Genomic DNA, 22,238 nt, shown 5'->3' with positions numbered 1-22,238 from the left:
GGGCGAGTCGTGCTGTGTTATCCCTATTCGGGAGCGTTGACCGTGTCAAAACCCACTGTTTCTTTCTATAACCTGGCCTGGCGATGGCATTTCTACGCCGGATTGTTTGTCGCGCCCTTTATGATTCTGTTGTCGCTGACCGGGATGATCTATCTGTTCAAGCCACAACTGGACAACCTGATGTACCGCGATCTGCTGAGTGTGACGCCTGCTCACCATCAGATCAGTGCCGATGAGTTGCAACAGCGTGTATTGGGCGCTTATCCACAGGCCGCCATCAGCAAGTACTTCCCGCCAGTGAGCGCCGAAGGCAGCGCGCAATTCGTGATTCGTGATGAGGGCCGTGAGGTCAACGTCTTCGTCGATCCGTATCGAGGGGAGATTCTGGGCACTCAGGATGCAAAGCAGAACCTGCAGGCCATTGCCCGCGCGCTGCATGGCGAACTGATGATCGGCACTGTCGGTGACCGGCTGATCGAGCTGGCCGCAGGCTGGGGCATCATGCTGGTGATTTCCGGGCTGTACCTCTGGTGGCCACGAGGCTCCCGTGCTGCAGGCGTGCTGTGGCCCCGGCTGACAGCGCGTGGGCGCGTGCTGTGGAAGGATCTGCATGCGGTGACCGGCTTCTGGGGATCACTGATTCTGCTGTTCATGCTACTCAGCGGAATGACCTGGACCGGCATGTGGGGCAAGCAGTACGCGGCTGTCTGGAACACCTTCCCCGCAGCGATGTGGACCGACGTGCCCAAGTCCACGCAAATGGCCGGCGAACTCAATACAGCCAGCGCCCAGACCGTGCCGTGGGCAATGGAAAACACGCCGATGCCGCAATCCACCGGTGAGCATGCCGAGCACATGCATCAGCACAGCATGTCCGCAGGCCCTGCTGCCCCCATGATCAGCCTGCAACAGGTGGTCGACATCGCCACCGCCAAGGGCATCGAGCCTGGCTACAGCATCACGGCACCCAAGACCGCCGAAGGCGTGTTCACGGTGTCGGTGTTTGCCGATGACCCGCGCAATGACGCCACCCTGCATATCGATCAATACAGCGGCAAGGTGCTGGCTGATGTTGGCTGGCAGGATTACAGCCTGGTTTCACGGGCGACCGAAATGGGCGTGATGCTGCACGAAGGGAAGTTTTTCGGCTGGATCAATCAGTTGCTGATCTTCCTCGCCTGCCTGATGATCCTGCTCAGCGCTGTCAGCGGACTGGTCATCTGGTGGAAACGTCGTCCCCGAGGCGGTCTGGGTGTGCCGCCGCTGCGCCACGATCTGCCCCGCTGGAAAACCGCCATGGCGATCATGTTTGGCATTGCGGTCGCGTTTCCACTGGTGGGCGTTTCGCTGGTGGTTGTCTGGCTATTTGACCGAATAGTTTTCTCCCGCTTTGCTAATTCGTCGGCAGCAGCTTAAATTGCACGCGGCGGGGCCTGAAACCGGCGGGCGGTTTTGTGATGAATTCCTCACCTGACAGGATCAGGCCTCGTTGTTTCAAGATATGAAAAGCCGCCTTCGCGGACTGTGTGAAAACACAGTTGAAACGCCCCGACTTGTCGGGGCGTTTCCTTTTATGTCTTCAGCAGGCGGAAAAGCCCGGCCTGCCCGGACAACGCCAAGGGCGAAATCCCGGCGTTGTACCTGCCCAACCATCACAGCTCAAGGCGGGTGAAGGCGTTTATTGCGTTCATGCAAGAGATCCTGGCCTCAGATCCCCCAGAGCATCCAACACGCCCTGGCCCGACTGCTTGAGTTCACGCCCGAAGATTTCCGCCCAACGCATGCTACCCCTGACTTTTTCGGGCTCATCATCCTCTGCCTCTGGCAGGTAGAGGCTCTCTACACCGGCATAGGTGTCGTAGTAGATCTTGCCCTCCAAAGCGGTACCCAACGCCTCTGCTCCCTCTGCCACGTTTACCAACACCCTGGAGTGGTAAAGGTGCGCGGTTCGGCGCATCACGTTGTGAGCGCCGGGAACATACCAGGCGATTTTCGCCCGCAGGCCCGTGACGGTCCGTACCGCGCCCTCTCCGAGGTACTCGACGTATTGCGTGCCCATCTCGGTCCACGCGATGCTTCCCACTTTTCGACCGGTCGCGACGTCTTTTACGGCAGTTGCCAACGAACCATAGCGCTTGAAGTGTCGCCAGCCTCGAATGGCGCCCCGGATACTGGCTTGAACACGAGTGACAAGGCGCCCGATGCCACTCAACGTCCAGCGCAACATACGGCCTGCCTGCTTGAAGACGTTGGCAAAATTTCCGATGGAGAGAAAACCCGTCACCATGCTCGCAATACCCAGTTTGTGAGCGAGTTCAGGATCGCTGTCCTCAAGAAACTTGGATGTCACCTCCAGTGCCAGCGCAGTAAAGGACAGCGCGCTGGTGATCGCAAAGAGTGCAAGCGAAGCCCCGCCCGACGGAATGGCCAGCAATACCCCCACCACCGTCAACATGAACGACAGGGCGATGCCCCGCCATCGGCTGCCCACGGGCTGGGGTCGGGTCTCGCGCAGTGTTTGCTCAAGCCGGTCGATCAAATCGTCTTGCCCCCAACGACTGAGCATGATGTGCCCGCTGGGGTCGTGATAATCGATGGGATTACAGCAGTAACTGTATTCGTTGATTCCGCCGCCATCGAACGGACTCAAGCTGTCCGGTTGTTGAAAACTGCGTATTTGCGGATGGTAGGCACGGTAGCCATTGCCCAGATGGTAGCAACCGGTCACGGGGTCTCGACGCTCACCGTTATAGCCCTTGCAACTGCCCTCAAGAGGCGCGCCGTTTTCACCAAAGGGGGTAAACGCACTGATAACCAGTCCGTCGCAGACGCTTGGATTAGAAGCAACGGGGCCGCTGTGAGGGTCGTCCAATGAGAGTGAAATCCGCGGCCGTGCTCCGTTTTCCAGGGTCTGCTGCAGATAATCGGTCCCCAACATCACCTGCTTGATGACCTTCCCGGCACGATCAAACCAGACTTCACCGCACAGGTGGTCTCCTTCGTAAACCAGCTCGCAGGTTTGCTCCGTGGCAGCGACGTACTGAGCCGCAAGCCGTCCATATCCATCATAGGCGTAGCGGGTCAACAGCTTGTTCTGAGGGTCCTTCACTTCCAGCAGTTGCCCTTGAGCCGAATACGTCATCGTGTTGCCATCCGTGTCCTGCTCCATGCAACCGTTCCTGCTCCAGGTCAGCACCTTTTCGCTGGGTTGTGCACCTTCGAGCGTGATCGATGCGCATTGAGTCGGCTCGTCTTCTTCGTAACCATAGCGCTGCGTTTGGCTCGTGTTGTCCACAAAGGTCGTCTCACAGCGGTCGAGGCGCTGCAGACCGTCCCACTGGTAGACCTGCCTCCTGATCCGACGCCCCTGGGCATCAGCCGGGCAGTCATTGGCTGCCAGGCTGTCGCACTGATAAGTCGTCAACCGATCACAACTGTCGTGGCTGAATGTCTCGGTACGCACCCATTCATTGCCACGGTTCAGGGTCATGCCTGTCAGCAGGCCGTTGTCCGACCAGCGTTGATGCAGTGTCAGCAAACTACTGCCAGCGCGTTGGTACTCTCGCAGAACTTCCTGCCCGAACACGTCGTATTGGTAGCGGGTGGTCAATCGAGTGCCTTCCTGAGCGATCACTGCGGTCTGACTGAGCAAATGGCCATCCCGGGTGTAACAAAAGGAGACATCAATACCGTTATGACGCTGACGCAAGATCTTTTGATCCCGGTTTAGAAACAGTCGCAGAACGCTTCCGTCACTGCGTCGCGCGGCCAACAGATTGCCCATCAGCGAGCGTGTTTCGCTGCCCTTACGCGAGCCTCGCGGGGTTCTCACCACGCGTCGAGTATCGCCCAGCAAGCCGGGCCGGCTCAGGGTGTCGCTGTGAGGACCGATCAAAAAGCCGTCCTGCTGGTTGACGCTTTCGTGGGTGCTGACCGAGAGGGTTTTCCCCAACTCAGTGAATGCGAGGGAGCTCAGCAGATTGCTCGGCGTTTCGCTGGATGCGCCCGCCCGTTTTTCCGTGAAAGACAGCCCCCCCTCCGTCAGCTCAGTGCGAAGGACAGTTCCATCCGGTTGGCGCAGGCCCCCACCGGGTTCTGAAGAATACGAACGCAACCCCTTTAAACTATATGGTCTGAGGGTGTCTTGCGAGCCGACCTTGATGCCATCGACCCTAACGCTGTTGACCTTGGGGCTAAGGTCAATATACTGCTGGTCCACCCGGCTACCGTCTGGCTGTATGACCCTGTTAACGCGCCCCAATTCGTCATAAACCACCGCCATGCCGTTTTGCGAATCACCTCGTTGCAAATGAGTCAAGCGCCCGGCCTTGTCATAGCAAACGCTCACCTCTGGCCGCACCATCCGGTCACCACCTCGATACGACTGCGTGCGCCTGACCGTGCCATCCGCCAGCACCTCACTCTTCGAGGTCTGCGTGATCACCTCGCCCTGCCCGGTACGCCATGACTGCACGGTCGTACTTGAACCGGCCCCCTCCAGGGTTGTTTCCTCCTGATTCCAAACCCGATTGCTCCTGACAGGCAATACCCCGCGTTGCCCCAACTCCGAACGGCGACGCAGGCCACCCGGCCAATAGTCGAAACGCGTGTGCTCGCATTTACAGCTCAGGCTGTCGAACTCGATTTCGTCCAGTACGCACCATCCTGCATGGTTAGGCGCCTTCAGCTCTCTGCGGATGGGTCGCTGCAGTCCATCGAACAGTGTTCGAGTGGTTTGTCCCGGCGTCTGCAGGGTGGTCGCCTGCACCCCCTGATCGACGACGCAGTAGGCCGTCTTTTGTTCCGAGACGGGTTTGGCCCCCTCCTTCACACGGTTCTCACCAGGCGGCAGGGAGAATCGCTGTTCACTGACGACTCTCCCCAGCGCGTCATGAGCCCAGCGAAGCTCTTCCCCCGCTCGACGGCGGATCAGGCAGCGACGCGTCAGACGTGAGCGGATCTCGGTTGATAATGTCTTCTCTAATTTCCCCTCTATGGATTCGGCAGTGGCATCTGTACACAGGATAAAGCCTTGCTCGACAGGGTTGTCCTCCCAGCGCAATGTGGTCGTGAGCTGAGTAAAGTTCCCGTCGAAACAGGTTGTCTGACAGTGAGTCGATGACCAGATGAACGCTTTGCACCCGTTGTTGGACGACTTGGGTTTGCGTGGTTCTTCGCTGATCTTTTCATGGCGGATCAGCGGGAAGGAGCGTCCTTCGGCCAGGCTCACTTTCCAGGTACCGGGAGCCGCCACGACGCCTTCGATGTTTACGATATCGCAAGCAGACAACACTTTGTTGCCGGCATATTCCTGCTCACGGTAACCATAGAGAGCCAAGGCCAACGGGCTGCACTTTCCGTCCAATACTTGATACTGGTATTCGGCCATTGCCGGTGGCAGGGTATGGTCCGGTACCTGGGGACACGTGAGCGACACTTTTTTCAGGTCTTCCGGGGTTTGGAATCCCCAATACGTGTCGGGCGACATGCCTGCACCACCCGAGCGAGGGTAGTATCGCCACTCGGTTATCGTTTCGTCTGCCGCGATGCTTTGAGTCAGTTGTCCATCGTCGTTATAGGTAAAGGATCGAACGCTGGTCATCGACGAGGCGAGTGACTTCAGAGAATCGTTGCTATCCTTCTTCACTTGGTCAAGTTTGCTTAAGGCTTTACTATAGAAGTCGCCGGTAAGTCGGCTCAAAAAAAATAAAGCGCCTTCCCAAACGCAGCATGCAGATAAGGTATTCGCAAGCCTGGACAGCTCGTCGGGATCGTCCTTCCAGCACGTCACCTCAAATGAGGGAAAAGCCTTCGTCCCAATATCTTTTCCACTACTTTTCACCGATTGATAGCTTGTGTACTTATACTCTGCAGAACCGTGCTGCTTAATCGCACGTCCTATTTCCTGGTGAGTCATGTCATAAAGCTTTATGGTAACGACAAGAGCCCCGCCTTGTAGCGAAGTACTTTCTACCCAGTAAAAATAGTTATCCTGACCAAACACTCCTGATTCATTGAACGTGTTTAGTACAAACAGGGGGTCGGAGACACTTAGTAATTCCTTCACCAATTCGAAGGGACTCGATATGAAGCTGTCGATGTGCTTCATGGGCGTCACGTAGGTGCTCCGGGAATAACGATAACTCGTTACACTATTTTCCTGCCCGCCTCCTGGCAAAAGGACATGCCTTGAAACATGAGGCAATGCCGGTTGAGCGTTAGAAAACTTAACGGCCTCTGCCTCGTAGACGACTGACTCAACCGATCCGTCCCTTTCCTCCAGTCGTGTCAATACCCGGTCCAGCGTAGGGTCGACGCTGTAGCCACAATGCACAGACTGAAACACGTGACCGGACTGCGTGCACCGGATATCGCACAACAAATAATTCGCTAACGTTAACGTTACCTGGAATGCCTCGCTCGAACCGGGCCAGATCTCCATCGAGACCTGCGTATGCGAATACTTCGCGGTGAACAAGACCGTGCTGCCGCTTCGCACTTCAGTGAGTTGAAACTGACCCCGTTGGCGATTCCAGTTCAGCGATAACTCCCCCCCTGCGTTGGAAAGGATCCTGGAAGGGACAAGTTGTACAAAGGGCCTGCGCCAGTAACCCAGTGCATCGTCGATCGCCTTGGTGTTTTCCCGCCATTTCTTTACCGCTTCGTCCCAGTCCAGTTTTGCAGCAATTGCATAGAGCACCGGACTGGATACGGCCAATATCCATTGCCACACCCCTTCCGGTTTAGGCGGACAGGGTTTCGCCTTGTTCTTTATTTGCTCTAAAAGGTCAATGATCTTCAAGCGCAGCGCATCATTGGGTTCTACGTTATCGCCTGTCGGTCTGCTCAAGACCTCGCGGGTTCCACTGGGGTAGTGCAGGGTGAATTCGCTGTAATCGTTGTTGCTCGATACCCAGCAGGCTCGTTTGGTCAAGCGTTTTCCCTGACCGAGCGCCAGCCATTCAGCGTCATCGAAGTCGATATGCACACCATTCGCCAGCGTGAGGGCCCGGTCACGCACATCCAGGCTCGAGAACCGAAACGCCCATCCATCGCCGAGTCCGGCCTCATTGCCGCGCAGCGCTGAGTAATGCAGCGTCAGGTCGCAAATGGGTCCGCTGCCTTCAAGGCCCTGCAAGGTTGCAACCGGGTAGTGGGCGTGGAACAGCCCAGTGCGCGGGTCAATGCCGGTTTCACTTTGTCCGCTGACATCGAATACTTCAGAGCGAAAGGTATTGCCGTAGTCCTCGCAAAGCGGGCTTGAGGCCACATAAGGATCAACCGCCTTCGGGGTGACCCGCACAACGGGTTCGCGGTCAGACCAAAAGCTGAAAGCACCTGCTTTCCCAACGTGCCCCAGCGTCATTGACACATCAGGAGGCACGCTGTCCGCATAATCAAATTCAAGCTCAATACCTGAACGCCCCCCGGACGAGACGCGCCAATAAGCGGATTCCGAGGTCACGCGACAGCCCTGGACGCTGGATGAAGCGACTTTCACACCCAGGGCGCGCGCTTGTGGAGTCAAGCGAAAGACGCGCTCCTCCATACCGGGGACGCGATCACTCCAACTCCCCAGCGAGATCAATGGTGTGGCGGCTTGATAGACGCCATCCGTTATCCGGAACAGCGCAAGGTCATCGGAACGTGCCTGATCGCTGTTTTGATAGGACGCCAACACGTCACCTGTCACGCAATCGGTGACCTCAAGCGTCTCATTTGGGCCAATGTTAACGCTTGGGCCCCAGGTATCAGCCTCCACTGTGATGGTCAGTTCTGAATCGCGCGGAACCCATAGCGCGATTTCATCCACAGCATTTGCCTTGCAGGCCAATGTTGCGGAGACACCATCAGCACTGCCGATCCTCAAGCAGGGCCACTGCCGTGACTTTATGAAGTCGCAGAACGCAAGAACCCATTGCGCCTTTCCTTTCGCACCTGCGGGCGCGAACCGCGCGCTGTACATGACCTCATGGCTGTGCGGATGGCGGACCATGACAACCAGTCCGGTCTCGTCACCGTGGTAAAGATCCGCCACGCAAACGTCAGCCGGCAACCAGTTATCCAGACAGGGGTCTGTGCTGAATACCCTGAACGCGTCGCCACTCTGCCAGAGCGTCGCCGTGACAGCATTTGGCGCGAGGGCATCGGTCTGGTCGGTCCCTATCCGAACGTACGGTGCCAGTGCAGATTGACCGACAGCGGTTGACCAGGCCGCTAACCAGGTATCGCTTTTACCCTTGACGGGAGTCGGAGCGACAAAACTGAACACCGGGACCACTTCCCTGGCCGAAAACGCATCCATCACGTAGACATTCAGGCATTGTCCGGGGGGTAACGGTTTCGCGCCGTCGACTGTCGCCTGGTTGATCCAGTCTGCACACGTCAGTGTCACCGACAGGTCAGAGTCCTGAGGCACCCATAGCGCGTTAGCTGTGCTCATCGGGGTAATGGTGCAGGTCTGCGCATTTTTAACCCCCGCACGCAACAGACGGCTGTCGCGATTGAGCGCAATACACAGGTCCTCTCCCCATTGTTCAAGGGTCAACCGGTCTTTTTTCACGTTGAAAAAGTGATTCTCGTACATCACCTGGGTGCTGATGTCCCGCACTTGAACGCACAAGCGCACGCCTTCCTTGAGCGTCTCGCCTGTTACCGCCAGTGCTTGAACCTGATTGGTGGAGAAAGGCGCCGTCGTAAATGCGCGATTTCGACAACTGTGGTGCCACAGACGGACAGGCAGCGCCGTTCCGTCAGTCTTGAAATTGTTGTCGTTGTCGAAGTTGCCCGCGGTGATCGAGCGAGAAGCACGGCTGAACGCTCGTGCGAACGCCGCCGGCCACTGATGTTGTTTGCAGTTCGTGCTGTCCGCGGTAAACGTCACCTCATCGATCAACTTGCCGTCGCTCTGACGGATGAGGCAGGCGGTCAGCGTTTCTCCCACTGCAAGGTCGCGCCCGGCCCTTATCTCGCAAGGACTGGTCCAGCCGTTTTCCGAACTGCCGCAGTACAGCCGATCAAAACCATCCATGTCTGGCAGTGTGTCGTCGGGATCGGTGGTTAGCACATGCCCCATGTCGCTGTAATTGATGATACCGGTAATCGGTGCTGTAGCCGGTGCGGCTGCTGAAGTGGACATTTTTCGGACTCCCTGTCTGAAAAAACTCACCAAGAGATGAGGTTACGGTTCTCGATACTCGAAGCTGCACTTAGCGTACGACCGGTGCGCTGCGGCGTGACCTGTCATTCTTGCCAGCAGTTAGACCGTGTCGCGATCAGCGTCTGCCGATTGATTTCTTCTAGCGCTGAACGCGGTGGAATGTCTGTACTTGCCCCCAGCGCAACGCCCTTTCCCTTACGAGACAGGTTCTGCGAACAACGTGGCGGCGGGAACAGACTCTGGTTTTCGCACCATCCGTCCGGCGGCTTTTATCGTTCTGCTCACCCGGCGCACCAACAATGCACGTCGCCGCGCACCAATCTTCTTTCCTGGCTCCACATCAGTGCACCACTTGTCTCGGATGGCGCTCGATGGCCCGTTCCAAAGCGGTTTCTCAGGCTGGGCACAGCCTTTGCTTGGAAGCCTTCAGAGAGTCGTTCTGCCAACCAAAAAAAACAGATCAACGGAGCCCGTCCAATGAAGCGTCGCAGCCTGATCAAAGCCTTTACCCTGTCCGCATCCATCGCAGCCATGGGCCTTTCATGGACCGTTCAGGCCGCCGAAACCATCAAGGTCGGCATCCTGCATTCGCTTTCCGGGACCATGGCCATTTCCGAGACCTCGTTGAAAGACATGGCGCTGATGACCATTGACGAGATCAACGCCAAGGGCGGCGTAAACGGCAAGATGCTGGAACCGGTGGTCGTAGACCCTGCCTCCAACTGGCCGCTGTTCGCAGAAAAGGGCCGTCAACTGCTGACCCAGGACAAGGTCGCCGTGGTGTTTGGCTGCTGGACGTCGGTGTCGCGCAAATCGGTTCTGCCGGTGTTCGAAGAACTCAACGGCCTGCTGTTCTACCCGGTTCAGTACGAGGGCGAAGAAATGTCGCCCAACGTGTTCTACACCGGTGCAGCGCCTAACCAGCAGGCCATTCCTGCAGTCGAGTACGTGATGAGCGAAGACGGTGGCGAAGCCAAGCGCTTCTTCCTGCTGGGCACCGACTACGTCTACCCACGCACCACCAACAAGATTCTGCGCGCTTTCCTGCATTCCAAAGGCGTGAAGGACAGCGACATTGAAGAGGTCTACACCCCGTTCGGCCACGCCGATTACCAGACCATCGTGGCGAACATCAAGAAGTTCTCCGCTGGCGGCAAGACAGCGGTCATTTCCACCGTCAACGGCGACTCCAACGTGCCGTTCTACAAGGAACTGGCCAACCAGGGCCTGAAAGCCACCGACGTACCGGTCGTGGCCTTCTCGGTCGGCGAAGAAGAACTGCGTGGCATCGACACCAAGCCGCTGGTCGGCCACCTCGCGGCCTGGAACTACTTCCAGTCGGTCGAGAACCCGGTCAACAAGAAATTCGTCGCTGACTGGACCGCCTACGCCAAGAAGAAAAACCTGCCGGGCGCTGACAAGGCCGTGACCAACGACCCGATGGAAGCGACCTATGTCGGTATCCACATGTGGGCGCAGGCAGTCGAGAAAGCCAAGTCCACCGACGTCGACAAGGTTCGTGAAGCCATGGCCGGGCAAACCTTCGCTGCGCCGTCCGGCTTTACCCTGACCATGGACAAGACCAATCACCACCTGCACAAGCCGGTGATGATCGGTGAAGTCGAGGAAAACGGTCAGTTCAATGTGGTCTGGCAGACCAAAGAGCCGATCCGCGCGCAGCCTTGGAGCCCCTACATCCCGGGTAACGACAAGAAGCCGGACCATGCGGTTAAGAGCAACTGATAACGGATGATCGCTTCCACCGCCCTGTGGAAGCGAGCGTGCTCGCGAAGCGGCCTGTGCATTCAACAGCACTGTGCAGCTTGATAGAAACGCCTTCGCGAGCAGGCTTGCTCCCACGGACGGATGGATTTATCCAGACGTGTCCAGCAAGGCCATTGATATGCCCTCTTACCTTTACCGCCTGATCCTGGCCATCACCCTGCTGCTGCCTTTCACGGCGCAGGCCAGTGATGCAGGCGACTTCGCATCGGCCAGTTCTTCACAACAGGCAGATTTGCTTGAAGCATGGGCGGCCAAACCCGTTCCTGAGCGGGTCGAACTGCTTGAAGCGCTGCGCGACGGCCGGGTTGCCGCCGACAGCAGCAAGCGGGCCTGGATCGAGAACAATGACCGCTATGTCGCAGTGGACGCCGATGTCCCGGCAGCGGCCGATGCCCCCACACCTGATGAACCGCGCAAACTGCGCCTGAACAACCGGCTGCGAGGTCTGGTCGAGACCGCGCTGGCCAGCCACCAATTACTGGCAGCCGATGTAAAGCTGCGCATGGCCGCCGCGCTGCAACTGCAGAAAAGCGCCCGCCCTGCACAACTGGCCCTGTTGAGCCAGCGCGTGGCGACTGAAACAGACTCAGGCGTCAAAGACGCACTGACCCTGGCACTGGCCAACCTGCAATTGGTCGACAGCAGCCCCAGCGTGCGGCTTGCCGCTGTGCGCCTGCTGGGCGAAACCGGTGACCCGCTGGCCCGCACGCGTCTTGAATCGTTGCTGTCGCCTGGCGTGGAAACCGATGCATCTGTGCGTATCGCCGCCGAAACCAGCCTGGCGCAGGTCAAACGCAAACTGATGATCGGGGAAATCCTCGGTCAGGCATTCAGCGGCATGTCGCTGGGCTCTATCCTGCTGCTGGCCGCACTGGGCCTGGCGATCACGTTCGGCCTGCTGGGCGTGATCAACATGGCACACGGCGAAATGCTGATGCTGGGTGCCTACTCGACCTATGTCGTGCAGTTGATGTTCCAGCGTTACGCACCGAGCGCCATCGAGTTTTACCCGTTGGTGGCGCTACCGGTGGCGTTCTTCGTGACGGCGCTGATCGGCATGGCTTTGGAACGTACGGTGATTCGCCATCTGTATGGCCGTCCGCTGGAAACCCTGCTTGCTACCTGGGGCATCAGCCTGATGCTGATTCAGGCCGTGCGCCTGGCCTTCGGTGCGCAGAACGTTGAAGTTGCCAACCCCGAGTGGCTGTCCGGCGGCATTCAAGTGCTGCCCAATCTGGTACTGCCTTACAACCGCATCGTGATCATCGCCTTCGCGCTGTTCGTGGTGGTACTGACCTGGCTGCTGCTGAACAAGACCCGTCTGGGCCTGAACGTGCGCGCCGTGACCCAGAACCGCAACATGGCCGCCTGCTGCGGCGTGCCGACCGGACGCATCGACATGATGGCCTTCGGACTGGGCTCGGGTATTGCCGGACTGGGCGGCGTCGCCCTGAGCCAGATCGGCAACGTCGGTCCGGACCTGGGCCAAAGCTACATTATCGACTCGTTCCTGGTGGTGGTGCTCGGTGGCGTCGGGCAACTGGCGGGCAGCGTGATGGCGGCTTTCGGGCTGGGCATCGCCAACAAGATTCTCGAGCCGCAAATCGGCGCCGTGCTGGGCAAGATCCTGATCCTGGCGCTGATCATTCTGTTTATCCAGAAACGTCCGCAAGGCCTCTTCGCATTGAAAGGACGGGTGATTGACTGATGAGCCAGCCATTGATGGTAACCGCTGCACAAAAGGTCGGCCCCAAGGGCACGCTGACGGTAGGTATTCTGGTGCTGGCTGTCCTGCTGGCCATGCCGCTGCTCTCGTTGCTGCCAGCCGATAACGGCCTGCAGGTGTCGGCCTACACCCTGACACTGGTGGGCAAGATTCTCTGCTATGCCATCGTCGCCCTGGCACTGGATCTGGTCTGGGGTTACGCGGGACTGCTATCGCTGGGCCACGGCCTGTTCTTTGCGCTGGGCGGTTATGCCATGGGCATGTACCTGATGCGCGAAGCGGCAGGTGATGGTCTGCCGGCGTTCATGACCTTCCTGTCATGGACCGAGTTGCCGTGGTACTGGGCCGGCACTGACAATTTCCTGTGGGCCATGTGCATGGTGGTTCTGGCACCGGGCCTGCTGGCGCTGGTGTTCGGCTTCTTCGCCTTCCGCTCGCGGATCAAGGGCGTGTACTTCTCCATCATGACCCAGGCCCTGACCTTCGCGGGCATGCTGCTGTTCTTCCGCAACGAAACCGGTTTCGGCGGCAACAACGGCTTCACCAACTTCCGCAGCATTCTGGGTTTCAGCATCAGTTCGCAGGGCACGCGGGCGACGCTGTTTCTGGCGACAGTGATTCTGCTGGTGGTCAGCCTGTACATCGGCTGGCGTCTGGCACAGAGCAAGTTCGGCCGGGTGCTGACCGCCCTGCGTGATGCGGAGAACCGTCTGATGTTCTGCGGCTACGATCCTCGCGGCTTCAAGCTGTTCGTCTGGGTCCTGAGCGCGGTCCTCTGCGGTCTGGCAGGTGCGTTGTACGTACCACAGGTCGGCATCATCAACCCGAGTGAAATGTCACCGACCAACTCCATCGAAGCGGCGGTCTGGGTGGCTCTGGGCGGACGCGGCACGCTGATCGGCCCGCTTTTGGGTGCCGGTCTGGTCAACGGCATGAAAAGCTGGTTCACCGTGGCATTCCCGGAATACTGGCTGTTCTTTCTTGGCGCGCTGTTCATCATTGTCACGCTCTACCTGCCCAAAGGCGTCATCGGCGTACTGAAGAAAAGGAGCGAGTCATGAAAACCACGCCAACGCCCTCTTTCATGCTGGAACCCGTGCTGGACCCCAACTCCGATGCGGGCACCAGCCGCGACGCGCTGGGGCTGGGCCAAAGCGCTGGCAAGGGACTGAACACGCGCCACGGCACGATCCTGACCCTGGAAGACATCAGCGTCAGTTTCGATGGGTTCAAGGCGCTCAATGAGTTGAATCTGTACATCAGCGTCGGTGAACTGCGCTGCATCATCGGCCCCAACGGCGCAGGCAAGACCACGCTGATGGACGTGATCACCGGCAAGACCCGGCCCAGCAACGGCAAGGCCTGGTTCGGCGAAACGCTGGACCTGACCCAGATGAGCGAAGTGCAGATCGCCCAGGCCGGAATCGGGCGCAAGTTCCAGAAGCCTACAGTGTTCGAGGCACTGAGCGTGTTCGAAAACCTGGAACTGGCGCAGAAGACCGACAAGTCGGTGTGGGCCAGCCTGCGCGCACGCCTGAACGGCGAACAACGCGACCGGATCGACGAGGTGCTGGAGACCATTCGCCTGACAGGTTCCGTGCAGCGCCCGGCAGGGCTGCTGTCCCACGGTCAGAAACAGTTTCTGGAAATCGGCATGCTGCTGGTTCAGGACCCTCAATTGTTGCTGCTCGACGAGCCGGTCGCAGGCATGACCGATGCCGAGACCGAATTCACTGCCGAACTGTTCAAGAGCCTGGCGGGCAAGCACTCGCTGATGGTGGTCGAGCACGACATGGGCTTCGTCGGCTCGATTGCCGACCATGTGACCGTACTGCATCAGGGCAGCGTACTCGCCGAAGGCTCGCTGAATGACGTACAGGCAGACGAGCGCGTGATCGAGGTGTATCTGGGCCGTTGAGGCTGACGCGATCATTCCCGTGCTCTGAGTGGGAAGGCATCTCGCGTCGCATAACGGCGATCAAGCTGTCACAAAAGAGAACATGAACCATGCTGCAGGTCGAAAAGCTTCATCAATATTACGGCGGCAGCCACATTCTGCGTGGCCTGTCCTTTGACGTGAAGGTCGGTGAAGTCACCTGCCTGCTGGGTCGCAACGGTGTAGGCAAGACCACGCTTTTGCGAGTGTTGATGGGGCTGTTGCCATCTAAGGAAGGTTCGGTGCAATGGGAAGGCAAGGCCATCACCGGCTTCAAGCCGCATCAGCGCGTACACGCCGGTATCGCTTACGTACCGCAGGGCCGGGAAATCTTCGGACGGCTGACGGTCGAGGAAAACCTGTTGATGGGTCTTTCGCGCTTTCCCGGTTCGGAGGCCAAAGAGGTGCCGGCATTCATCTACGAGTTGTTCCCGGTGCTACTGCAAATGAAACACCGCCGTGGCGGCGACCTGTCGGGCGGTCAGCAGCAGCAACTGGCGATCGGTCGCGCACTGGCGAGTCGCCCGCGCCTGCTGATTCTCGATGAGCCCACCGAAGGCATTCAGCCGTCGGTGATCAAGGAAATTGGTGCAGTGATCAAGAAGCTGGCCGAGCGCGGTGACATGGCGATTCTGCTGGTAGAGCAGTTCTATGACTTTGCGGCCGAACTGGCAGACCAGTATCTGGTGATGTCCCGGGGTGAAATCGTGCAGCAGGGCCGTGGAGAAAACATGGAAACCGAAGGCGTTCGCGGACTGGTCACCATTTGATGTGCCAATCCGTTATCGTGAAGCACCGGACCCGGAATTGAAGACGCTATGAATCTGCCTGCCAACACCGCCCTGTTCACGCCCAGCTGGCACGCCGAGCTGGAACTGGGCTATGGCCGTTTCGACGACAGCACGCGGCCGGTTCAGCGACGCCACAAAGGTCCGCTGCGGGTGCAAAAACACCTGTACGCCGAAGGCCCGCAAGTGTGTCAGCACATCATCGTCCACCCGCCCGGCGGTATCGCGGGCGGCGACCGTCTGGATATTTCTGCCAACGTCGGCACTGACGCCTGGGCACAGCTGACAAGCCCAGGCGCGGCAAAATGGTACCGCGCGGCAAGCCCGGCGTTTCAGCAACTGGAACTACGAGTCGAGCCTGGCGCGACGCTGGAATGGCTGCCTCAGGAAACCATCGTGTTCAGTAATGCCCAGGCAGAACTGACCACCCGCATCGAACTGAAAGGCGACGCGAAGCTGTGTTACTGGGATGTCGTGGCGCTGGGCCGTCCGGCCAGTGGCGAGCGTTTTGAGCACGGGCACTTTCAGTCCGCGCTGGATATCCGCCGCGACGGCACATTGATCTGGCATGAACGTCAACGCATTATCGGTGGCGACGGGCTGCTGGATTCACCGGTCGGGCTGGATGGCCATACGGTATTTGCCACGTTGTTGATCACCGGCGAAGTGGACAGCGAACTGCTTGAAGCCTGCCGCAGCCTGTCGATGCCCAACCCGGTACGCGGTGACCTGACCCAACTGCCAGGGCTGGTCGTGGCGCGCTGTCTGGCCGACGAAGCCTTGCATGCAAGAGCCTGGCTGATCGAAGTCTGGAAAAAACTGCGCCCGGCCCTGCTGGGACGCGAGGCGGTGACGCCGAGAATCTGGAATACATGAACATGGAATTGTGGGAGGCGGCTGGCCGCCTCCCACAAAAGCGCCAACAACGGCTGCACAGCAACCCGAATACCACGACACGGAAACCCAATGGACCTGACGCCACGCGAAAAAGACAAGCTGCTGATTTTCACTGCCGGACTGGTTGCCGAACGGCGCCTGGCGCGCGGGGTGAAGCTCAACTATCCGGAAGCCATGGCCTACATTTCCGCAGCGCTGCTCGAAGGCGCACGGGACGGTCAGACAGTTGCCGACCTGATGCACTACGGCACCACGCTGCTGACCCGCGAGCAAGTGATGGAGGGCATCCCGGAAATGATTCCGGAGATTCAGGTGGAAGCGACGTTTCCAGACGGAACCAAGCTGGTCACCGTGCATCAGCCGATTGCCTGAGAGAACAGCATGACAGACGTGATTCGTGACGCGCTGCCGGACGATCTGCCCGGCGTCCTCGTCATCTATAACGATGCGGTGCTCAACACCACCGCCATCTGGAACGAACAGCCGGTCGACCTGGCGAACCGTCAGGCCTGGTACGCCTCCCGCCAGACGCAGGCCTATCCGATTCTGGTGGCCGTGGATGCGACAGGCGACGTGCTGGGTTACTCATCGTTTGGCGACTGGCGTCCTTTCGAAGGCTTTCGTCAAACGGTCGAGCATTCGGTGTACGTGCGAGCCGATCAGCGTGGCAAGGGCCTGGGGCCAAAACTGATGTCAGCCTTGATCGAACGCGCCCGCGCCTGTGACAAGCACATGATGGTAGCGGCCATCGAAAGCGGCAACGCTGCCTCTATTTACCTGCATGAACGACTAGGCTTCAAGACCACTGGCCAGATGCCGCAGGTCGGCACCAAGTTCGGTCGCTGGCTGGACCTGACTTTCATGCAGTTGGACCTGTCACCCGGCGCTCAGGCGCCTGCTTCGCAAGCCCCCACACCCGCCTAGACGAGAACCGTCCATGAACCCAGCACAGTTGCGTCGCGTGACCACCGAAAGCTTCGCGCATTATCGCCAGGGCCTGGCTCAGCTGTTGTTCGAAACTGTCCATGACGGCGCCTCGGTCGGGTTCATGGCGGACCTGACGCTGGAACAGGCATTGAGCTGGTGCGATGGTTTAAGAGCCGATGTCGCCTCAGGCGACCTGTTGCTGTGGGTCGTGGTCGACAATGAGCGTCTGCAGGCCAGTGCACAACTTGCACTGTGCCAGAAGCCCAACGGGCTCAACCGCGCCGAAGTGCAGAAGCTGATGGTGCTGCCTGGGGCGCGCGGCCACGGTCTGGGCAGACAACTGATGGAAGCGGTCGAACAGACCGCCGTTAAACTCAAACGCGGCCTGCTGCACCTGGACACCGAAGCAGGCTCGACGGCCGAAGCCTTCTATCGCTCGATGGCCTATACCCGCGTAGGCGAACTGCCCGATTACTGCGCCACACCGGACGGCCGCTACCGGCCGACCGCCATTTACTTCAAAACCTTGGGGCAACCGACATGATCCCTGGTCAATACCAGATCCAGCCCGGCGAGATCGAACTCAACGCCGGCCGCCGCACCCTGAGCCTGACCGTCGCCAACAGTGGCGATCGTCCGATTCAGGTGGGCTCGCATTTTCATTTCTTCGAAACCAACGACGCCCTGACCTTCGACCGTGCCGCCAGCCGCGGCATGCGCCTGAATATCCCCGCCGGCACTGCCGTGCGCTTCGAGCCTGGGCAGGCACGCGAGGTTGAGCTGGTGGACCTGGCGGGACTGCGCAAGGTGTACGGGTTTGCCGGTCGGGTGATGGGCGAGCTGGATTAATACCAGACCAGGCGCAAAACCCGGGTCGTTTCTGTGCGCCACGCAGGAATGTAGCCTGTGACGCTTTACGCAGGGCTCTTAAAGAACACAAGGAATCACCATGAAGATTTCCAGGCAAGCCTACGCCGACATGTTCGGCCCCACGGTCGGCGACAAGGTTCGCCTGGCCGACACCGAGCTGTGGATCGAGGTCGAGAAGGACTTCACCACCTACGGCGAGGAAGTGAAATTCGGCGGCGGCAAGGTCATCCGTGACGGCATGGGCCAGGGCCAATTGCTGGCGGCCGAAGTGGTCGACACGCTGATCACCAACGCGCTGATTATTGATCACTGGGGCATCGTGAAGGCGGACGTCGGCCTCAAGAACGGGCGTATCGCCGCAATCGGCAAGGCGGGCAATCCGGACATCCAGCCCGACGTGACCATCGCTGTCGGCGCCGCCACGGAAGTCATCGCCGGCGAAGGCATGATCCTGACCGCAGGTGGCGTTGATACGCACATCCACTTCATCTGCCCGCAGCAGATCGAAGAAGCGCTGATGAGCGGCGTGACCACCATGATCGGCGGCGGCACAGGCCCGGCCACGGGCACCAATGCCACGACCGTCACACCTGGCCCGTGGCACATGGCGCGCATGCTCCAGGCCGCAGACAGCTTCCCGATGAACATCGGCCTCACCGGCAAAGGCAACGCCAGCCTGCCGGGTCCACTGATCGAGCAGGTCAAGGCCGGTGCCATCGGCCTCAAGCTGCACGAAGACTGGGGCACCACGCCTGCCGCTATCGATAACTGCCTGAGCGTGGCCGACGAATACGACGTGCAGGTGGCGATTCACACTGACACCCTGAACGAGTCAGGCTTCGTGGAAACCACGCTGGGGGCGTTCAAGGGGCGTACAATCCACACCTACCACACCGAGGGTGCCGGTGGCGGCCACGCGCCGGACATCATCAAGGCCTGCGGCTCGCCGAACGTGCTGCCCAGCTCGACCAACCCGACCCGACCGTTCACCCGCAACACCATCGACGAACACCTGGACATGCTGATGGTCTGCCATCACCTGGACCCGAGCATCGCTGAAGACGTGGCTTTCGCGGAAAGCCGCATCCGCCGCGAGACCATTGCAGCCGAAGATATCCTCCATGATCTGGGGGCGTTTTCGATGCTCAGTTCCGACAGCCAGGCCATGGGCCGGGTCGGCGAAGTGATCATGCGCACCTGGCAGACCGCCGACAAGATGAAGAAACAGCGCGGCCCGCTGCCTCAGGACGGCCCCGGCAACGACAACTTCCGCGCCAAGCGCTACATCGCCAAATACACCATCAACCCGGCCATCACCCACGGCATCAGCCATGAAGTGGGCTCCATCGAAGTGGGTAAATGGGCCGATCTGGTGCTGTGGCGCCCGGCGTTCTTCGGCGTCAAACCGACCTTGATCCTCAAGGGCGGCGCCATCGCTGCCAGCCTGATGGGCGACGCCAACGCCTCGATCCCCACGCCGCAGCCGGTCCACTACCGCCCGATGTTCGCCAGCTACGGCAGCTCGCTGCACGCCACCAGCCTGACCTTCATCAGCCAGGCCGCGTTTGATGCAGGCGTGCCGCAATCACTGGGTTTGAAAAAGCAGATAGGCGTAGTCAAAGGCTGCCGCACCGTGCAGAAGAAAGACCTGATCCACAACGACTACCTGCCCGACATCGAAGTCGACCCACAGACCTATCAGGTCAAGGCCGACGGCGTGTTGCTCTGGTGCGAACCGGCGGACGTCCTGCCGATGGCGCAGCGGTATTTTCTGTTCTAGAACCATCAAGGGCCTTTCACAGGGAAGGCCCCTCAAGCCTGGCGCGCTCATCAAGCGCCTTACTCTTGAGCCAGCAATTCGTTCAACCGGGTCTTGAACCAGAACTTCAGATGAAAGTCAGTCACTGCTTCCAGCTTCTGACCCAGCTTGAAAAAAAAATAACGGTCGGCGCCGATCTAACGGCGTAGGCCTTGACTGCCTTCTCACAACTCTCCATCGGCAGACGTAACATCACGACCTTACCGTCATACTCCAACGCAAGGTCATCCATGATTTTTCCCGTCCGGGTACTGTCATCATCTTCGCCGAAGGTATTTTTCCGGGCTGGCTGAACTCAGCCACTAACAACGGCGGTTTTTTTCCAGTTCCTTTGCGAATTCATAATGGTGGTTCTCCCTTCAGCTCCCATGCCTCATGGCGCAGAGGCGTGTCATGGCCGCGACTTACGACTATATTATTCCTATAAACGTCTCGTCAGTCTGAAGTACCTCAAGCGTTTGCAACACATCGTTGATGGCATCCAGCATGCCTAGATCCTGTGGCGTCGCCTTTTTATTGAGCTCCCTGCGCAAGGTCAGTAACACGCCCAGTTTTCCAAAAGCGGCTTCGTCCAGGCTTGTCGTTTTCTTATCAATGATGCTCTGTGCAGCAAGATTGATACGCTCTTCAATCCAGTCGAGAGACTTTTGCAGGGAGGCAGCCAACACGTCGTCGATGACCTGAACCATCCGCTCCCTGGTCTGCTGCCCGACGAGTTCGCCCGCTCGCTTGCCCTTAAGCACCAGAATCATCGTCGGGCCATGGTTGATGCCATAAGTGCCCGAGGCAGTTGGATTCAAAGTGTCTTTCAAGTCTGAATCCAGTGCGATCTCTATTCTGCAGAACACGACTTTTGCGCCGTAATGCGTGGACAACTCGTCAATGACCGGATCCATTTTGGCGCTGGCATTGGGTTCATTTCGCTTGTTGAGCTTTTCTTTCGTGGAAAACTCGACCACCACCAGCTTCTTCTTGCTGGCCTTGATGACCGCTTCATCGAAGCTCGAATCAGTAACCGTTTCTACGCTCATGCTGCGGACCTCCGCTCAAGTAATCCGTCGATCCACCTTAGGGCGTCATAAAAACAGCGTCTACTGACAGAAATGTCAGTCAACCGTCTGTTTGTAGCGCCGTGCAAAGGCGGTAAGATGCGCCATCTCCGTCAAGCTCCCCCAGCAAGGTAAACGGCCATGCGCCTCTCCGAATTCATCGTTCTCCACGTGGATCGCATCGTCGATGAATGGGAAAACTTCGCCAGAACACTGAAACCCGCCGCCGACACCATGAACACCGCAGAGCTGCGCGATCACGCCAAGTCGATTCTGCTGGCAGCTGCGCGGGATATGAAAACTGCGCAGAGCAAGAGCGAAGAGATCGCCAAGGCCCGCGGTGAGGAGCTGAACAAGACGCCGAGCCTGGATGAAGCGGCGGCCAGCCATGGCGAACTGCGCCATGAAGTCGGGTTTGATCTGGTGCAGATGACCTCGGAGTTCCGGCACCTGCGCGCCAGTGTCATTCGCCTGTGGGTTGACAGCCTGACCACGCCGCAACTGGCCGATTTTCGCGACGTGATCCGCTTCAACGAAGCCATCGACGAAGCCTTGGCCGAATCCACTGCAGCCTATGCCGAACGTGTGGCGCGCTCGCGGGACATCTTTCTGGCAATCCTCGGCCATGACCTGCGCGCACCGCTTCAGGCGGTCAGCATGTCCACCGAGCTGCTGGCCCGCAAGCTGGTCATGGACGAAAAGACCCAAGGCTATATTTCGCGTATCAAGACCAGTACCCGGCACATGGGCACGATGGTTGGCGACCTGCTCGAATTCGTTCGCAGCCGCCTGGGCGCCAGCCTGCCGGTAGAACGCAAGTTCATGGACCTGGCGGGCGCTTGTCGTGAGGCTATCGAAGAAGCCTGCGCCGGACACCCGAACTCAGCGCCGGTCCTGACGATTAAAGGCGAGACGCAGGGGCACTGGGACAGTGGTCGGATCAGTCAGATGTTACAGAACCTGATCGGCAATGCCTTGCAGCACGGCGCGGCGAGCCATGAAATCACGGTGCGCGTCATCGGCGGGCCGGATACAGTGGAGCTGGTGGTTCATAACGAAGGCAAGCCGATTGCCGAAGACGCCATCGGCACGATTTTCGATCCGCTGGTACGCAGTTCAGAAGAAAACAGCGAAAGCCGCACCACCTCGACCAGCCTGGGGCTGGGCCTGTTTATCGTCAAGGAAGTGGTCAATGCCCACAGCGGCAGCATTACCGTGACCTCGACCATCGGCGACGGCACCACTTTTACCGTGGTGCTGCCCAGAAACTGATGGTTGCGA

General features: G+C 59.0%; 15 protein-coding genes. 13 read left to right on the top strand and 2 right to left on the bottom strand.

The window, feature by feature from the left end; all coding sequences use genetic code 11:
• Nucleotides 1–42: 42 nt before the first annotated feature.
• Complete coding sequence (locus tag KDX39_RS16035) at nt 43–1,416, top strand: PepSY-associated TM helix domain-containing protein (RefSeq protein WP_231661028.1); 1,374 nt, start codon at nt 43–45, stop codon at nt 1,414–1,416.
• A 271-nt stretch (nt 1,417–1,687) separates the two neighbouring features.
• Here the strand turns inward: KDX39_RS16035 and KDX39_RS16030 are convergent, their stop codons facing one another.
• Nucleotides 1,688–9,139 (bottom strand): RHS repeat-associated core domain-containing protein, encoded by a 7,452-nt coding sequence (locus tag KDX39_RS16030; protein WP_231661027.1) that lies wholly within the window; start codon nt 9,137–9,139, stop codon nt 1,688–1,690.
• A 498-nt stretch (nt 9,140–9,637) separates the two neighbouring features.
• On the opposite strand from KDX39_RS16030, the gene urtA reads away from it, so the two are divergent.
• The 11 genes from urtA (at nt 9,638) to ureC (ending at nt 19,869) form a co-directional block, all read left to right on the top strand.
• Nucleotides 9,638–10,903 carry an urea ABC transporter substrate-binding protein gene (gene urtA / locus KDX39_RS16025; protein WP_024688750.1) on the top strand — a complete coding sequence of 422 codons (1,266 nt, stop codon included), beginning with the start codon at nt 9,638–9,640 and terminating at the stop codon, nt 10,901–10,903.
• Nucleotides 10,904–11,063: 160 nt separating this feature from the next.
• Entirely contained in the window at nt 11,064–12,653 is a 1,590-nt protein-coding gene (urtB, locus tag KDX39_RS16020) for an urea ABC transporter permease subunit UrtB (RefSeq protein WP_231661026.1), read from the top strand.
• Nucleotides 12,653–13,732, top strand: a complete 1,080-nt coding sequence (gene urtC, locus KDX39_RS16015; RefSeq protein WP_231661025.1) for an urea ABC transporter permease subunit UrtC — start codon at nt 12,653–12,655, stop codon at nt 13,730–13,732. Before urtB ends, urtC begins: the two co-directional genes overlap by 1 nt.
• Nucleotides 13,729–14,589, top strand: a complete 861-nt coding sequence (urtD, locus tag KDX39_RS16010) for an urea ABC transporter ATP-binding protein UrtD (protein WP_231661024.1) — start codon at nt 13,729–13,731, stop codon at nt 14,587–14,589. The genes urtC and urtD overlap by 4 nt, the downstream gene beginning before the upstream one ends.
• Nucleotides 14,590–14,678: 89 nt before the next feature.
• Complete coding sequence (gene urtE, locus KDX39_RS16005) at nt 14,679–15,377, top strand: urea ABC transporter ATP-binding subunit UrtE (protein ID WP_099229555.1); 699 nt, start codon at nt 14,679–14,681, stop codon at nt 15,375–15,377.
• Between the two features lie 48 nt (nt 15,378–15,425).
• Nucleotides 15,426–16,271, top strand: a complete 846-nt coding sequence (locus KDX39_RS16000) for an urease accessory protein UreD (RefSeq protein WP_231661023.1) — start codon at nt 15,426–15,428, stop codon at nt 16,269–16,271.
• Nucleotides 16,272–16,361: 90 nt separating this feature from the next.
• Nucleotides 16,362–16,664 carry an urease subunit gamma gene (locus KDX39_RS15995; RefSeq protein ID WP_004887254.1) on the top strand — a complete coding sequence of 101 codons (303 nt, stop codon included), beginning with the start codon at nt 16,362–16,364 and terminating at the stop codon, nt 16,662–16,664.
• Nucleotides 16,665–16,673: 9 nt separating this feature from the next.
• A complete protein-coding gene (locus tag KDX39_RS15990; RefSeq protein ID WP_231661022.1) occupies nt 16,674–17,216 on the top strand; it encodes a GNAT family N-acetyltransferase in 543 nt (180 codons plus the stop codon).
• 13 nt (nt 17,217–17,229) lie between these two features.
• Nucleotides 17,230–17,763 carry a GNAT family N-acetyltransferase gene (locus KDX39_RS15985; RefSeq protein WP_231661021.1) on the top strand — a complete coding sequence of 178 codons (534 nt, stop codon included), beginning with the start codon at nt 17,230–17,232 and terminating at the stop codon, nt 17,761–17,763.
• Nucleotides 17,760–18,068, top strand: coding sequence for an urease subunit beta (locus KDX39_RS15980; protein ID WP_004887260.1), 309 nt, complete (start codon nt 17,760–17,762; stop codon nt 18,066–18,068). The genes KDX39_RS15985 and KDX39_RS15980 overlap by 4 nt, the downstream gene beginning before the upstream one ends.
• A 100-nt stretch (nt 18,069–18,168) precedes the next feature.
• Nucleotides 18,169–19,869 carry an urease subunit alpha gene (gene ureC, locus KDX39_RS15975; protein ID WP_231661020.1) on the top strand — a complete coding sequence of 567 codons (1,701 nt, stop codon included), beginning with the start codon at nt 18,169–18,171 and terminating at the stop codon, nt 19,867–19,869.
• A gap of 449 nt (nt 19,870–20,318) precedes the next feature.
• Here ureC and KDX39_RS15970 read toward each other — a convergent pair whose 3' ends face one another.
• The gene (locus KDX39_RS15970) at nt 20,319–20,939 is read right to left on the bottom strand and encodes a thioredoxin family protein (protein WP_231661019.1); all 621 of its coding nucleotides are present in this window, start codon (nt 20,937–20,939) and stop codon (nt 20,319–20,321) included.
• Between the two features lie 159 nt (nt 20,940–21,098).
• On the opposite strand from KDX39_RS15970, the gene KDX39_RS15965 reads away from it, so the two are divergent.
• Complete coding sequence (locus KDX39_RS15965; protein ID WP_231661018.1) at nt 21,099–22,229, top strand: sensor histidine kinase; 1,131 nt, start codon at nt 21,099–21,101, stop codon at nt 22,227–22,229.
• Nucleotides 22,230–22,238: the final 9 nt, after the last annotated feature.

The organism is Pseudomonas sp. CDFA 610, from assembly GCF_021147865.1.
GTDB classification, from domain to species: Bacteria; Pseudomonadota; Gammaproteobacteria; order Pseudomonadales; family Pseudomonadaceae; genus Aquipseudomonas; species Aquipseudomonas alliivorans.
Note: the sequence above shows the minus strand (reverse complement) of the source record. Positions and strands in the feature narration are given on the sequence as shown.